This is a genomic window from Soehngenia sp., from assembly GCF_055108775.1.
This window is the reverse complement of record NZ_JBSQIL010000007.1, coordinates 1-14716: the sequence shown is the minus strand read 5'-3', so window position 1 is coordinate 14716 and position 14716 is coordinate 1. Positions and strand designations below refer to the sequence as shown.

Below are 14716 nucleotides of genomic sequence, written 5' to 3'. Positions count from 1 at the left end.
TTATTTTTCGTTTTCTATTTCATCAGTTAATTTTATTATTTCATCTATTAAGCTTCCAATGTATTCGATTGTATTCAATAAAGGTTCTTCGGTTGTGATATCTACTTTTGCCATCTGTGCTAATTCTACTGGAGTCTTTGTGCCTCCTGCTTTAAGAACATTCTTCCAATCCTCTACTGCGCTTTCTCCTTCTTTTAATATCCTTTGGCTTACTTGTGTTGCAATAGTTAGACCAGCAGAGTATGTGTAAGGATATAGCCCCATATAATAATGAGGTTGTCTCATCCAAGTTAGTTCTGCTCCTTCATTTATTTTTACATCTTCTCCCCAGAATTTCTCAAGAGTTTCTCTTTTCAATTTATTTAGTGTTTGAGCGTTTACGCTTCCACCTTCATCTATTATTTTATAAACTTCTCTTTGATAATGAGCCTCTAGTAAGTGTGTTACAAAATTGTGATAATATGTTCTAGCTATTATGCTAGATATTACCCATCTCTTCATTCTCTTATCAGTTGTGTTTTTCATCAAATAGTTTGCCATGAGCATTTCGTTCATAGTCGATGGTGCTTCTATAAAATAAAGTGAAGGCCTTGAGTTAAATATGCTTTGATTTCTATGTGCAAGAGTAAAATGACCTGCATGCCCAAGTTCATGTGCAAGTACAAACACTTCTCTCATTCTCTCAGTCCATGAGATTAGTATATAAGAATGTGCACCATAAGGTGAAGAACAAAAGGCTCCAGTTGATTTGCCTTCATTTTGTACAAAATCAATCCATCTTTCATCAAAAGCTCTGTTTAGCATCTCTGTATAATCTTCGCCTAAAACACCAAGTGCACCTAATATATATTCTCTTGCTTCTTCAACGCTAATTTGCGGTTCGAAATCTGGGTCTACATCTACTTTTAAATCTGCAAAAGTCATTTCATCCAAGTTATAGATTTTCTTTAAAAGTCTCGCATACTTTCTCATATGGGGTGCTAGTTTTTCCATTATTAAGTCGATTTGCCTATCATAAAGTTCTCTTTCTACTTCTTGAGGGAAAAGCAAAAAATCTATTACTGAATCAAAACCTCTCAATTCTGATATGGTCTTTTCTGTCTGCACTTGTGTATTGTAAGTAGCTCCAATAGTATATTGGTAATCTCTGAGTTTATTTGAAAAGGCTTCAAATGCTTTTCTTCTTATCTTTGTATCTTTTTCATACTCCCATTCGCCTTCAAACAAAACAAAACTTAAAGGATATTTTTTACCATCTACTTCAAACTCTCCAAATTTCATATCAGCTAATTTAGCCATATTGTATATGTTTTCTGGCGCTTCCAAAGTATTTCCTAAGCTAATTAAAACTCTTTCTGCTTCTTTATGAAGTCTATGAGGTTTTCTCCTTAGAATATTTTTAAGGTATCCTGCGTTGTCTTCAGATTTATTTAATGCCTCTTCTATAACCTCTTTTGGCAAATTTGATATTTCCTCTTCTATAAAATCTATTTGAGCGAATACTTTGATGAAAGAATTCATGACTTTAGAGTATAGTGTTTGATTATCCATGTTTGTTTGATCTTCACTTACTTTTAATGATGCATAGCTAGCTAGCCAGCTAAACAACATCTCAAATTCTCTAAATATATCAAGACAAGAATTTATATCATCTGCAGTTTTTAGTCTACCTTTGTAGTCTCGTATCATTGTTTCAGCAATTTTTTTAGCCTTTTCTAATGTTTCATTAAATTCTTTCTCTGATTTGAAAATACCTTTCAAGTCCCAAGTTAAATTTACATCGACTTCGCTTCTTTTAGGCAATGCGTTTACCATTTTAACACCCCTTTTGTTTCGTTAATCTAAATATAATTATATCAAATATAAAGATTTATACTAGTAAAAAATGTGACTTTTTAAATAAAAGTCACATTTTATTGTTTTGATGCCTCTAAAATCACTTCTACTTTCTTTATCTCACCACTTCTAATTATCTCTAATAACGCTTTATCATTAGGTCTGTATGAATATAAACTATTTTTTAAATCATGCATGTTTTCTATAACATCGTCATCTAATTTTATAATTATATCTCCTACTTGCAATCCCGCTCTCTTTGCTGGACTATTATCTTGAACTTCTAATATGACTGCACCGCTTTCCGCTTCTAAATCTACACCTAATCCCATCTCATATTCTTCTACTGAAACCCCTTTAATTCCAAGATATGCTTTTTGATAAGTTCCTGTCTTAATAACTTCTTCAATGATTGGCTTTGCTGTATTTATAGGTATAGCAAAGCCGAGTCCTACTGCGGTAGAAATCTTTGCAGTGTTAATTCCTATCACTTCACCTTTTGCATTAAGCAATGGCCCTCCACTATTTCCAGGATTTATAGATGCATCAGTTTGTATTAAATTATCTATTACCATATTTTCAGATACCTGCACAGATCTATTTAAGCCAGATATTATCCCGCTTGTTACAGTCCTTTGGAACTCAAGTCCCAATGGATTCCCTATTGCTATAGCCAATTCTCCTACCACGAGTGAATCTGAATCACCTAATACTGCAACCGGCAAATTCTTCTTGTTTACTTTTATGATAGCTAAATCCATATAACTATCTGCCCATACTACTTCAGCTTCTGCTTTTTCTCCATTTTCAAATAGAACATTTATTTCTCTTGCATTTCCATCAGAGATAACATGAGAATTCGTCAAAATATATCCATTAGAATCTACGATAATCCCTGAACCAATCCCATTGACTAATTGCTGAGCAAACAGATGATCTTTTACTTCAACTGTTGTTATCCCTACTACAGAGCTCATGCTCTTTTGCACCACAGCAGATACTGTTGTATAGCTATCGTTTGGATTTATTGTTATCTGTTGTTGATTGTTTGAATTTGGATAATAGTTTGATGCAAACATTCTAATTCCGATATAAGAGCCCAGTAGCCCACTTGTCAATGAGATGATTAAAACAACTACAACCAGTGTTTTCCACTTAAAGTTTATGTTTGCAATAGTTTCATTTTTACTTGATTTAGTAACATCTCTATCTTTTGAATCCTCTTCTTTGAAATCGTACTCTTCATTAATGTTAGCATCTTTAATATTTTCTTCTTCAATTTCTTCTTCAACTTCACCTGTTTCCAAATTCTCTTCTAGATCTTCTTTTTTATATTCTTCATCTTTCATTTCTTCATCTTTCATTTCTTATCCCTCCCTTTTGTTACATTATATCTTTGTTTTGTGAAAATTATATGATAATGATGTGGACGGTTTCTAAAATCATCTAATCTCAAGTTCAACTGGACAGTGGTCAGAACCATATATATCCGAATGAATCTTAGCATCTACAAGTCTATCTTTTAAACTCTCTGAAACTAAAAAATAATCTATTCTCCAACCTGCATTTCTCTCTCTAGCTTTTGTTATATAGCTCCACCAAGTATATGCCCCTTCCTTGTCAGGATAAAAGAATCTAAAAGTATCTATAAATCCAGCTTCTAAGAGTTCAGTGAATTTGTTTCTTTCTTCATCTGTAAATCCTGCACTCCTTCTATTAGAACTAGGATTTTTCAAATCTATTTCTTTATGAGCTACATTTAAGTCGCCACAAACTATAACTGGTTTTATCTTTTCTAAATCCTTTAAAAAGTTCCTAAATTCATCTTCCCAAACCATTCTATATTCAAGTCTTTCTAATTCCGTTTTAGAATTTGGCGTATATACATTCACAAGATAAAAATCGTCATATTCTGCTGTTATTATTCTTCCTTCATTGTCATGTTCTTCTTTATTCATCCCATAGCTTACACTTATTGGTTTTACTTTAGTAAATATTGCAGTTCCTGAATATCCTTTCTTTTGTGCAGAATTGAAGTATTTTTCGTATTCTTCGAGGTCTACATCTAAATCTAGTTGGCCTTCTTGCATTTTAGTCTCTTGAAGGCATAATATATCTGGATCTAATTTTTTTACTGATTCAATAAATCCTTTTTTCATTATTGCTCTTAATCCATTGACATTCCATGATATAAATCTCATTAAATCATCTCCTTCTAGTACTCATCTAAAAAAGATGTTTTTATTCCGTTTTTCTCATACCCTAAAACTTGGTCCAAATTAACATTTTGAGCTGCTCTGAAAATTGACATCTCTACATTTTCATTGGTTTGTTTTAATTCATCAATCAAATTTTTTATTTCGTATCTCTTATTCCCAATTTTCTTAGCTGCCACCATACACGCACAGTTTAATGGCCATATTCCGCTTGATTTTATAAATCTTTCTATATATTTTTCTTCCACTAAATACAAAGGTCTTATGAGTTCTAATCCTTCAAAGTTTTGGGATTTTAGCTTTGGCATCATAGTCTTAAAGCTTCCAGCATACAATAAATTGAGCATTGTAGTCTCTATGACATCATTAAAATGGTGACCTAAAGCTAACTTATTACATCCTAGCTCTTTAGCCTTACCATAAAGAGCTCCTCTTCTCATTCTAGCGCACATATAGCAAGGATACTCTCCTGCAATTCTATCAGCGACTTCAAACACATTTGCGTCAAATATATGTGCAGGTATATCTAAAAATTTAAGGTTTTCTTCAAGCAATGCCCTTATGTCCTTATGATACCCAGGATCCATTACTATGAATTCAACTTCAAAATTTTGTTTTCCATATTTCTTAAGTTCTTGGAATAACTTCGCCATTAAAAGACTGTCTTTCCCTCCAGATATCGCAACTGCTATTTTATCGTTGTCTTCTATGAGTTCGTATTCCTTGATTGCCTTAATAAACTTTGACCAGATTGGTTTTCTGTATGTCTTTATGATGCTTCTTTCGATTTCCTGCAATGTTTTTCTTTCGTTTTCAACAACAACTGGCTCGCAGTAGTTGATCCTTTCACTTGTCATCTTTAACTACCCCTCTATCATATTTAAAAGGAGAGTTAAAACTCTCCTATACATTAAATCTAAAATTGATTATATCTCCATCTTGTACTATATAGTCTTTTCCTTCTAATGTCAGTAACCCCAATTCTTTTAATTTGACCATGCTCTTATGTTCTTTTAAATCGTTGAATTTACATACCTCAGCTCTGATAAATCCTTTTTCAATGTCAGAGTGAATTTTGCCAGCAGCTTCTTTAGCTGTGATACCTTTTCTAATAGGCCATGCCCTTACTTCATCTTCTCCTGCTGTCAAGAATGATATAAGCCCTAGGTAATCATAAGCTGTCTTTGATAATAGGTCTATGCCAGATTCTTTTATGTTCAAATCTTCCATGAAAATTTTTCTATCTTCATCGTCTAATTCTCTTAGTTCTAGTTCAGTTTTTACGGAGATTTCGATCATCGGCGTGTTCGATGCTTTAGAGTATTCATATAGCTCATCTTTTTTCGGATAATTTTTGTTAGCCAATTGATTTTCATCTATGTTTACCACTAGTATCATAGGTTGCTGTGATAAAAATGAGAAAGTCTTTAACACATCTTTTTCTTCATCTGTTAACTCTAGATTGTTTAATAATAGACCATTTTCTAGACACTCTCTACATTTCTTAAGAACTTCTAATTCCAATAGATTCTCTTTTGTCACTTTTTTAGAAGTTTCAATTCTTTCAATTCTATTTTCTATAACTTGTAAATCGGAAAATAACAACTCTAAATTTAATGTCTCTACATCTCTCATAGGGTCTATGTCCCCTTCTACATGTATAACATTTTCATCTTCAAATGCTCTGACTACATGCACTAGTAAATCTGTCTTTCTTACATTATCTAAAAATAAGTTTCCAGCTCCTTTTCCACTTGATGATCCCTTTACCAATCCAGGCACATCTACTACTTCTATTGTGGCATAAGTGGTTTTTTTAGGTTTGTAAAGCTCAGTTAAAAATTGAAGTCTTTCATCTGGGATTTTTGCAATTCCAATATTTGCATTGATCTTTCCTGTAGCATATCCAGAAACTTCTATATTTGAACCTGTCAATAGGTTAAAAAGTGATGTCTTTCCAACAGAAGTTAATCCTACTAATCCTATCTTCATATTTTTTCCCCTTTTCTATATATTATGTAAAAATTGTATCAGTAAATTGAATAGAATTCAACATAATAACACTTAAGAAAAAATCGGGGTGATAAACCCCGATTCTACATTTCAATTACAGTTCCTGATAACCCATCTAAAGCTTCTTTAGCTTTATATAGAGAAGTGATGATTGCTTTTCTTCCTGGTTTTGATTTTGCAAAGTTTACAGCTGCTTTTACTTTAGGAAGCATGCTTCCTGGTGCGAAATGTCCCTCTTCCATGTATTTGAGAGCTTCTTCAACACTCATATGATCTAAATTCTTTTGATCAGGTTTATTGAAGTTTATTGCTACTTTTTCAACTTCTGTCAATATCAAAAGAATATCTGCTTCCATATCCTCTGCAAGTCTTTGTGCTGCTAGATCTTTATCTATTACTGCAGCAACTCCTTCCAAAGATCCATCTTCTTTTTCTATTACAGGAATTCCTCCACCGCCACATGTGACAGCGATTGTGGTATCCCAAAGTGTTTTAATTGTGTCTATCTCAACTATTTTCTTTGGTAGTGGTGAAGGTACAACTCTTCTATATCCTCTTCCTGCGTCTTCTTTAACTATATAACCCTTTTCTTGAGCTAATTTTTTTGCTTCTTCTTCTGTGTAGAAAGGACCGATTGGTTTTGTTGGGTTTTTAAATGCTTCGTCGTCTTTATCTACGACAACTTGTGTAATAACAGTTACTACCGGTATATCTCTGCCTCTTTTCTTTAGTGCAAATCTCAAAGCTTGTTGAATATGATATCCAATATATCCTTGGCTCATTGCTCCACATACATCAAATGGCATTGGTGGGGTAACATCTTTTGCAGCTTCTGTGGCAAGTAAAATCCTGCCTACTTGTGGTCCATTTCCATGAACTACTGCAATTTCATATCCTGCTGTTGATATATCAGCTATATATTCACTTGTTCTTTTAACTACTTCTAGCTGAGCCTCTGCTGTTGAAGGCATTGACTTGTCTTCTAATGCGTTTCCTCCTAATGCTACTACAACTCTTGTTGGTCTCACATTAAATCCCCCTCTAACCTATAGTCGCTACTATAACTGCTTTTATTGTATGCATTCTATTTTCTGCTTCATCAAATACAACTGAGTGTCTGCTTCTGAATACCTCATCAGTTACTTCTCTTATATCATAACCCTTTTCCATTTGTTCTTTTGCCATCTTTGTCTCAAAATCATGGAAGCTTGGCAAGCAGTGCATGAATATGCAATCTTCATTTTCTGTCATCTTAATCATTTCCATAGTAACTTTATATGGTGTTAATAGTTTTACTCTTTCTGGTATCTGATCTTCTTCTCCCATAGATGCCCATACATCTGTATAAATTACATCTGCGCCTTTTACAGCATTTATATCATCGGAAAGCTCTATTTTTGCTCCTGTTTCTTTTGCTACTTCCAATGCTCTATTCATAGCTTCTTTATCTATTTGATCGATTAGCTCTTTTGGTCCAAGAGCTACATAATGCATGCCCATCTTAGCGCAACCATACATCCATGCATAGCTCATGTTGTTTCTGACATCACCAGCAAATACTAATTTAACTTTGTTTAAAGGCTTAGCAACATGCTCTTCTATGGTCAATAAATCTGCTAATATCTGAGTTGGATGGTCTACATCTGTTAGTCCATTCCAAACAGGAACTCCTGAATATTTTGCTAAATCCTCAACAACTTCTTGTTTGAATCCTCTGTACTCTATTCCATCGTAAAATCTTCCCAAAACTTTTGCAGTGTCTTCAAGTGATTCTTTTTTGCCCATTTGTGAACTTGCTGAATCTAGGAATGTAACATGTGCTCCCTCTTCTAATGCTGCGACTTCAAAAGCACATCTTGTCCTTGTTGATGATTTTTCAAATAGCAGTACTATATTTTTTCCTCTTAGTACATAGTTATAAATTCCTGCTCTTTTTTTGGCTTTCAAATCATGAGATAGATCCAATAAATATCTAATTTCTTCAGGTGTGAAATCCATTAGTGTTAAAAAACTTCTTCCTTTTAAATTAACTGCCATATTTTTCTCCTCCTTATATTTTTTCTCTAATAAAATATTTTTTCTCTAATAAAAGGCATACTCATGCATCTAGGGCCACCTCTGCCCCTTGACAGCTCTGAACTAGATATTATATTTAACTTAATGCCTTCTCTATCTAATATTTCATTTGTAACATAGTTCCTAGAATATACTACCACTTCTCCTGGGGCTATGCAAAGGGTATTTGATCCATCATTCCATTGTTCTCTTGCAGCATCTACAACGCTATCTCCACCGCATTTAATAAACTTTATACCCTTTACATTTAAATTCGTTTCCAATATTTCATTTAAACTGCCAATTTGAGGAGTTATTTTTACGCTGTTTTTATCCTTTTTTTCTAATACAAATGATTTCATTGTTTGTTCTACATTTGGATGTATGACAAATTTATCATAATCTACCATTGTAAAAACTGTGTCTAAATGCATAAAGGTCCTTTGTTTTGGGATATCTATTGCTATGATTCTATCAAATGTATTTTCACCTTTAAATATGTTAAGTGCAATTTTTTCAATAGCATTTGGATTAGTTCTTTCAGAAATGCCTATAGCTAACACTTTATCACTTAAAACTAAAATATCTCCACCTTCGATAGAAAACTCTTCTTGTCTTTCATAAAGGTGCTGTACTTTTTTATATTTTGGGTGATAGTTAAAAATATATTTCGCAAACAAAGTCTCTCTATTTCTGGTATGCGTATTCATTTTATGAATTGAAACTTTGTCTCCAATACATGCAAATGGATCTCTGGTGAAATAAAGATTTGGCATAGGGTCTATTAAAAACGGGTAATCGCTTTCCAAATATTCTGCTAAATGTACTTTTACCGTGTTTTTGATCTCTGATTTTCTAACGCCTGCCATCATCTTTAAAACCATTTCTTTTTTGTCTAAAGATAAGAAATACTCTTTTAGCGAAATGATATTGAAATCTTCCTTTATTCCTGCTTCATATAGAAATTCTTCAATAAATGAATTTAATACTTCCCTTTCTAAAAGGGACTCTACAACTAAGTCTTCTAGGTATACGACTTCTACATCCTTTGATTTTAAAGTCTCTGCGAATTCATCATGTTCTTTCTGTGCGATTTTTAAATATGGTATATCGTCGAATAGTAGCCGATCCAAATACTCCGGCATCAAATTTTCTATTTCTTTTCCAGGCCTATGAAGCATGACCTGCCTAAGCCTGCCTATCTCTGAATTAACTTCAATCACAGGATTTTTCAAAATAACTCCACCCTTCAAATATTGTATGAAATCGTTAACCTTATTATATAAATAAGATAAAATCTTGTCAAACAATTCTAATATTTTCTAGTTTCATTAGAAAACTCAAGCATCATGTTATATGTCATCATTCCGGGATATCTTCCATAAATAATACCATCTTCATCTATGAAATAAGTGGTTGGAAGCCCTGATACTAGATATTCGCTAGCAATATCTGCTTCAGAATCTAATGCTACAGGAAAAGTCAAATTGTTTTCTTCAACATATTCTCTTACTAGATCTAAATCTTCTCCAACATTAACTCCGATTACAACAATATCATCAAATGTCGTATATAATCTCTCTAAATCAGGCATTTCTTGGTCACAATAGACACACCAACTTGCCCAAAAGTTTAATAGGACTACTTTGCCTCTAAAATCACTCAAGCTTATATCATTACCATCTAAATCTTTTAAAACGAAATCTGGAGCTTCTTTCCCTTTTTCTATCTTTGGCTCTTCTACAATTCTAGGTGGCCCTACCTGTCCTCTATCTGTTACTTCATTTGAACTATCAAAACTCTCTTCTTCTGTATCAGCAACCATTATTGAGGTAGCTGCTAGAGCAATTATTGCCACCACTAGTAAACCTAATATCAAAAATATAGTCTTTCTATTCATTCTATTCCCTCCTAAGTAAGCAAATTTGAAACTATTACTAATTTATCAAAAAATATCAACAATCCGAAGACCATCAATATAATTCCACCAATATAGGGTATGATATTGAGTACCTTTTCATATTTTGTCATAAAAAATGTGAGTTTATTTATGAAAATCGCTGTAATTATAAAAGGAATCGCCATACCAAGTGAATATATAAATAATAAAACCCCTCCTTGAATCATTGATTCCTCTAATGATGCCATGAAAAGTATAGTACCAAGTATCGGCCCAAAACAAGGAGTCCATCCACCAGCAAAAGCCATTCCCATGAGTCCTGAGCTCAATATCCCATTTACTTTTCTTGGAGATTTAAACCTCTTTTCTCTGCTTAAAGATTTTAAATTTACTATACCCATCAAATTTAGTCCAAACACTATAATTATAAATCCACTGAGTTTTAAAAATACATTTCTGTAGCTAATAAATATTCTGCCTATATATGAAGCGCTTAAACCCATTATTATGAAAACAAATGTAAACCCTATGATAAATCCTAAAGTCCTCTTTAATACTTTGCTCTTATTTTCTTTTATTGCTTCAACATCATCTATTCCAGAAATATAAAAAATATATGCTGGTATCATAGGCAACAGACAAGGTGAAAAAAACGATGCTATTCCAGCAGTAAAAGCACTAAAAGCGATAAATTCTGTCATATTTTTACCTCCAAACATTTACATAAAAAAATTATACCCTATACGAGTATCTCTGTATAGGGTATAAACAAAATTTTATGCAAATTTAACAACTATATCTGGATTTAAAACTCTGAATGTGAAAGATTCTATTGCGAATAATTTAATTTTTTCTTCATTAGCTTCTACGAATCCTATCGCAAAATCTTGTCCAATTGTAAGTTCTAGGTCTTCTGAATTAAATGGTACTAAAAAAGCTCCGTTTACTGCTTTTGAAACTATTATTTCTCCACCAATTAATTTAGCTATCTTCTTTTCTAGAGGATATCCATTGTCACTTAATATAATGTCTTTGAATTGTTCTTCTCCTACCACTAAAACATAAGGTGGATTTGTATAAGCTTCTTTTAATTCCATCAAACCTTTTCCAATGGCATTTAAAATTGATTCTCTGTCTTTTCCAAAAGGAATGGCTTTTTTACCAACTTTATCTAGTCCAACAATTCCTATATCCTCAAGTCCATAGTAAACAGCCTTTTCTTCAAATAAAGCTAATTTCTTCAATGCATCTTCAAGGGGTTCTAAATCAGGATCTTTTGCCCCCCTTACTATATCGTCCAACTCTTTTCTATCTAGTTCAAATTCAACTCTTACTTCAGTAAGTGGTTTTACATCATAGTTAGAATAATGTATTGAATCTGCCTTTTTTATCTCTGAAAGTCTACCTTCTCCTATTGCATTAAATTCTAAACCCATAGGCCCATTTACTCTAACTACTCTTCTTGCTGTTAGATAACTAGTAAGAACTTCTCTGGCTCTATTATCTATTTCTTCCCAAACTTTATCTGATATTGGAGCCATTTTTCTATTTAGCATATGTTATCCCTCCTATTTCAAATCTCCTAAACCTAAATCTTTATCTTCTTTATCTTCTGTAACGCTTTCTTCTACTTCAAGTAAATTTTCTGTGGTAAAGAGATATTTCTTCAGATTTTCATCCCATACATCCATATTTCTTCTAAGCCATTCTAATGTCATTACAGCATGTTCAATTTCTTCGTCTCTATTATGAGCTAATACTTCTTTCAATGTCTCATCATCAGATGCTGCGACTCTTTGGTTATACCAATCAACAGCCTCTATTTCTTCTTTTAAACTCATAAGAGCTCTTGTAATATCTTTTGTTTTTTCATCTAATTTATCAATTGGTTCATGATATTGCGTCATATATATACCCCCTAACATTTATTATCACATATTGAATTTACCCAACTAATTATTATTTAAACAATCAATAGGCCAAGTTTTCCTTTATAAATTCGAGAACTTCTTGTGGATGGGGTCCTGGTTTAACATTTCTAAACTCCTTTACAAGCTCTCCAAATTTGTTGAATACAAATGTGCTTCTCTCTATCCCTAAGACTTCTTTTCCAAACATTTTCTTGTTTTTAAGTACCCCATATTTCTCTAAAACTTCACCTGTATCATCAGTCAAAAGTATAAAATTCAATTCATTTTTTCTTTTAAATTTTTGATGTGATTCTTGAGAATCCTTACTTATCCCAATTATCACTGTGTTTAACTTTTCAAATTCCTGATTTAGATCCCTAAACCCATTAGCCTCAATTGTTCAACCAGAGGTGTTGTCTTTTGGATAGAAATAAACTACTACATTTTTACCTTTAAAATCCGCCAAAGATACCATTTTCCCTTCATCAGATATTAATTTGAAATCATATTTACCCAATTTTCTCCCTCCTAAGAAACTACCATTTTCATTTTATTGACTCTTCTATCGCTTTCTACAATTGATTTTGTTTCTCCCACTTTTATTGCACCCATTTTTTCATAAAATGGCACTGCTTCATCAGATGCTACAAAATCAAATTCTAAAATTCCTCTATTTTTGCAAAACTCGATTAAATGATCCCACAGTGTTTTACCATATCCTTTTCTTATATATGATGGATCTATATAAAAATATTCTAAAATAACACCTTCACTGCTTTCAACAATGCTATAAAACCCAATAATTTTATCATCATCTTCTAAGACAAATGTTGGATTGTTGATAATGTAGTCTTCGCTCAATCTGTATATAATTCTAAATGCATCTAAAAATTTTTTGTCATAACCCCAATAAGCTTCTGATTCAACTGCTAAATCAGTTAAAAATTCAGCTTCGATTGGATAAGCTCTCCTTATATTCATACATTCCCCCTCCTTTAGATAATCTATACCCAAAGTAAAAAAATATAGACCTAAAAGGTCTATATTTTTAATTAAATTAATTTATATCTATGTCTACTAATTTTTCTTTTGGTTCCAATTTAAATCCTGAAATCTTGTTAACTATTACAGCTATAGCTCCATCGCCTGTTACATTGCAAGCAGTACCAAAGCTATCTTGTGCAAGATAAAGGGCTATCATTAGAGAAAGCATTGTCTGATCAAATCCTAATATACTCTCCAAGATTCCTAAAGCTGCCATAACAGCTCCTCCTGGAACTCCAGGTGCTGCAACCATTGTAACCCCTAATACAAGTATAAATCCAAAATAAGTTCCAAAACTTATCGGTATATTATTTAACATCATGATTGCCATAGAGCAGCTAACAAGTGTAATTGTGCTTCCTGAAAGATGTATAGTTGCACAAAGAGGTACAACAAATTCTGCAACTCCTTCGTTTACTCCATTTTTCTTAGTTTGAACTAATGTAACTGGTATGGTAGCCGCAGATGATTGAGTACCAATTGCAGTGAAATAAGCTGGCAACATTCCCTTAATCAATTTAAAAGGATTAGCATTTGCCATTGAACCAGCAATAGTATATTGAATTATGATTATTAAGATGTGTAGAGCTATTACAAGTATGAACACTCTAGAGAATACACTTAATATCATGGCTGTCTGCCCTGAAAAGGTTAAATTAGCAAATATCCCCATGATATGAATTGGTAACAGTGGAATTATGATTTCAGATATCACTTTGCTTATAATGTTTTGAAATTCATTCATAAATCCTTTAATGTGTTTTGAATCTATCGCAGCCATCCCAATCCCTAAAGTAAATGCAATGATAAGAGCTGTCATTACAGGCATTAGAGGTGGTATGCTCATATCAATATATGTGGCTGCCATTGCTTCTTCTCCGACAATGTCCATATTGATATTGCTACTATTTAAAAATGTTGGTAATATCAACGAATTAGCAAAATAAGCTACTGAGCCTGAAAATACAGTTGAAAGATATGCAATACCTGCTGTTAAAGCAAGAATTCTGCCTGCTCCTTTTCCTAATTCACCAATTCCTGGAGCAATAAATCCAATGATAATCAATGGAATAGCAAATCCTAAGAACTGTCCAAAAATAGTGTTAAAAGTAGAAAAAACTCTGATTAATGCTTCTGGTAAAACGTTCCCAAAGATAATACCTAAAATAATTGCGATGATAAGTCTCGGAAGTAAGCCTATCTTTTTCATTTTCAATCCTCCTTTATATTTTCTTAATTGTTTAATTTATCACAATTTTTGTCATAAATCAAGCCTCTTCATGATTTTTATATATTTCATAAATCGGGTGATGCTTTCAATTAACCACAAATCAATAGCTACCGCTTAACAATACTATAAAAAGCCATTTTATTCGCAGGGAATTTATGAATTTTGAAAAGCTTAGATTTACACGTTTCAAGAGGCAATAAAAAAGAAGCCTATGACAAAGCTTCCCTTTTTATTAGTCTTCAATTTTGATGCACATAATATAAAGTATGTGTCATACCTATATAACCTATTGCATTTATTACTTTTTGGTCCCCTTGTGTTTTAGGATATCTATGATTGCTTTAACTGTAAAACCCGATACTACTCCTAAAATAAAAAGATCCATATTTAACCCTCCTTAGATTCAAATTTGTAGCTCGTTGCAAAACTCTACAACTCGCATATTTACTGCCTTTTTTTATATTGAAATGGCTAGATTCCCCCCATTTTGGGTATATATACAGTGTAAAAA

The 14716-nt window shown here is 32.6% G+C and carries 15 protein-coding genes; all 15 read right to left on the bottom strand.

Annotation, left to right across the window (positions count from 1 at the left end; all coding sequences use genetic code 11):
- The 15 genes from pepF to ACTB1H_RS01895 all read right to left on the bottom strand — a co-directional run bounded on the left by pepF (window position 1) and on the right by ACTB1H_RS01895 (window position 14184).
- Window positions 1-1815, bottom strand: a complete 1815-nt coding sequence (gene pepF / locus ACTB1H_RS01965) for an oligoendopeptidase F (protein WP_463261157.1) — start codon at window positions 1813-1815, stop codon at window positions 1-3.
- 98 nt (window positions 1816-1913) lie between these two features.
- Window positions 1914-3200 (bottom strand): serine protease HtrA, encoded by a 1287-nt coding sequence (gene htrA, locus ACTB1H_RS01960; protein ID WP_463261155.1) that lies wholly within the window; start codon window positions 3198-3200, stop codon window positions 1914-1916.
- 78 nt (window positions 3201-3278) lie between these two features.
- Entirely contained in the window at window positions 3279-4037 is a 759-nt protein-coding gene (locus tag ACTB1H_RS01955; protein WP_463261154.1) for an exodeoxyribonuclease III, read from the bottom strand.
- A 14-nt stretch (window positions 4038-4051) separates the two neighbouring features.
- Window positions 4052-4909, bottom strand: a complete 858-nt coding sequence (locus tag ACTB1H_RS01950; protein WP_463261153.1) for a tRNA 2-thiocytidine biosynthesis TtcA family protein — start codon at window positions 4907-4909, stop codon at window positions 4052-4054.
- A gap of 46 nt (window positions 4910-4955) precedes the next feature.
- Window positions 4956-6044, bottom strand: a complete 1089-nt coding sequence (gene ychF / locus ACTB1H_RS01945) for a redox-regulated ATPase YchF (RefSeq protein WP_463261152.1) — start codon at window positions 6042-6044, stop codon at window positions 4956-4958.
- Between the two features lie 104 nt (window positions 6045-6148).
- Window positions 6149-7093: a carbamate kinase gene (gene arcC / locus ACTB1H_RS01940; RefSeq protein ID WP_463261151.1), complete on the bottom strand. Its 945-nt coding sequence runs from the start codon at window positions 7091-7093 to the stop codon at window positions 6149-6151.
- A 13-nt stretch (window positions 7094-7106) separates the two neighbouring features.
- Window positions 7107-8102: an ornithine carbamoyltransferase gene (gene argF / locus ACTB1H_RS01935; RefSeq protein WP_463261150.1), complete on the bottom strand. Its 996-nt coding sequence runs from the start codon at window positions 8100-8102 to the stop codon at window positions 7107-7109.
- A gap of 26 nt (window positions 8103-8128) precedes the next feature.
- Window positions 8129-9355: an arginine deiminase gene (arcA, locus tag ACTB1H_RS01930; protein WP_463261149.1), complete on the bottom strand. Its 1227-nt coding sequence runs from the start codon at window positions 9353-9355 to the stop codon at window positions 8129-8131.
- 77 nt (window positions 9356-9432) lie between these two features.
- Window positions 9433-10020 (bottom strand): TlpA family protein disulfide reductase, encoded by a 588-nt coding sequence (locus tag ACTB1H_RS01925; RefSeq protein WP_463261148.1) that lies wholly within the window; start codon window positions 10018-10020, stop codon window positions 9433-9435.
- A gap of 11 nt (window positions 10021-10031) precedes the next feature.
- Entirely contained in the window at window positions 10032-10721 is a 690-nt protein-coding gene (locus ACTB1H_RS01920; protein ID WP_463261147.1) for a cytochrome c biogenesis CcdA family protein, read from the bottom strand.
- Window positions 10722-10796: 75 nt separating this feature from the next.
- Entirely contained in the window at window positions 10797-11576 is a 780-nt protein-coding gene (locus tag ACTB1H_RS01915; RefSeq protein ID WP_463261146.1) for a family 1 encapsulin nanocompartment shell protein, read from the bottom strand.
- A gap of 12 nt (window positions 11577-11588) precedes the next feature.
- On the bottom strand, window positions 11589-11927 hold the full coding sequence (locus ACTB1H_RS01910; protein WP_463261145.1) for an encapsulin-associated ferritin-like protein: 339 nt from the start codon (window positions 11925-11927) through the stop codon (window positions 11589-11591).
- A gap of 64 nt (window positions 11928-11991) precedes the next feature.
- A complete protein-coding gene (locus ACTB1H_RS01905) occupies window positions 11992-12405 on the bottom strand; it encodes a peroxiredoxin (protein ID WP_463261184.1) in 414 nt (137 codons plus the stop codon).
- Between the two features lie 53 nt (window positions 12406-12458).
- Window positions 12459-12911, bottom strand: a complete 453-nt coding sequence (locus ACTB1H_RS01900) for an N-acetyltransferase family protein (protein ID WP_463261144.1) — start codon at window positions 12909-12911, stop codon at window positions 12459-12461.
- Between the two features lie 76 nt (window positions 12912-12987).
- Window positions 12988-14184, bottom strand: a complete 1197-nt coding sequence (locus ACTB1H_RS01895) for a dicarboxylate/amino acid:cation symporter (RefSeq protein WP_463261143.1) — start codon at window positions 14182-14184, stop codon at window positions 12988-12990.
- Window positions 14185-14716 lie beyond the last annotated feature (532 nt).

Coding starts and splice junctions, on each gene's coding strand:
- pepF (WP_463261157.1), bottom strand. CDS start 1,815: ATGGTAAACGCATTGCCTAAAAGAAGCGAAGTCGATGTAAATTTAACT.
- htrA (WP_463261155.1), bottom strand. CDS start 3,200: ATGAAAGATGAAGAAATGAAAGATGAAGAATATAAAAAAGAAGATCTA.
- ACTB1H_RS01955 (WP_463261154.1), bottom strand. CDS start 4,037: ATGAGATTTATATCATGGAATGTCAATGGATTAAGAGCAATAATGAAA.
- ACTB1H_RS01950 (WP_463261153.1), bottom strand. CDS start 4,909: ATGACAAGTGAAAGGATCAACTACTGCGAGCCAGTTGTTGTTGAAAAC.
- ychF (WP_463261152.1), bottom strand. CDS start 6,044: ATGAAGATAGGATTAGTAGGATTAACTTCTGTTGGAAAGACATCACTT.
- argF (WP_463261150.1), bottom strand. CDS start 8,102: ATGGCAGTTAATTTAAAAGGAAGAAGTTTTTTAACACTAATGGATTTC.
- ACTB1H_RS01925 (WP_463261148.1), bottom strand. CDS start 10,020: ATGAATAGAAAGACTATATTTTTGATATTAGGTTTACTAGTGGTGGCA.
- ACTB1H_RS01920 (WP_463261147.1), bottom strand. CDS start 10,721: ATGACAGAATTTATCGCTTTTAGTGCTTTTACTGCTGGAATAGCATCG.
- ACTB1H_RS01915 (WP_463261146.1), bottom strand. CDS start 11,576: ATGCTAAATAGAAAAATGGCTCCAATATCAGATAAAGTTTGGGAAGAA.
- ACTB1H_RS01910 (WP_463261145.1), bottom strand. CDS start 11,927: ATGACGCAATATCATGAACCAATTGATAAATTAGATGAAAAAACAAAA.
- ACTB1H_RS01900 (WP_463261144.1), bottom strand. CDS start 12,911: ATGAATATAAGGAGAGCTTATCCAATCGAAGCTGAATTTTTAACTGAT.
- ACTB1H_RS01895 (WP_463261143.1), bottom strand. CDS start 14,184: ATGAAAAAGATAGGCTTACTTCCGAGACTTATCATCGCAATTATTTTA.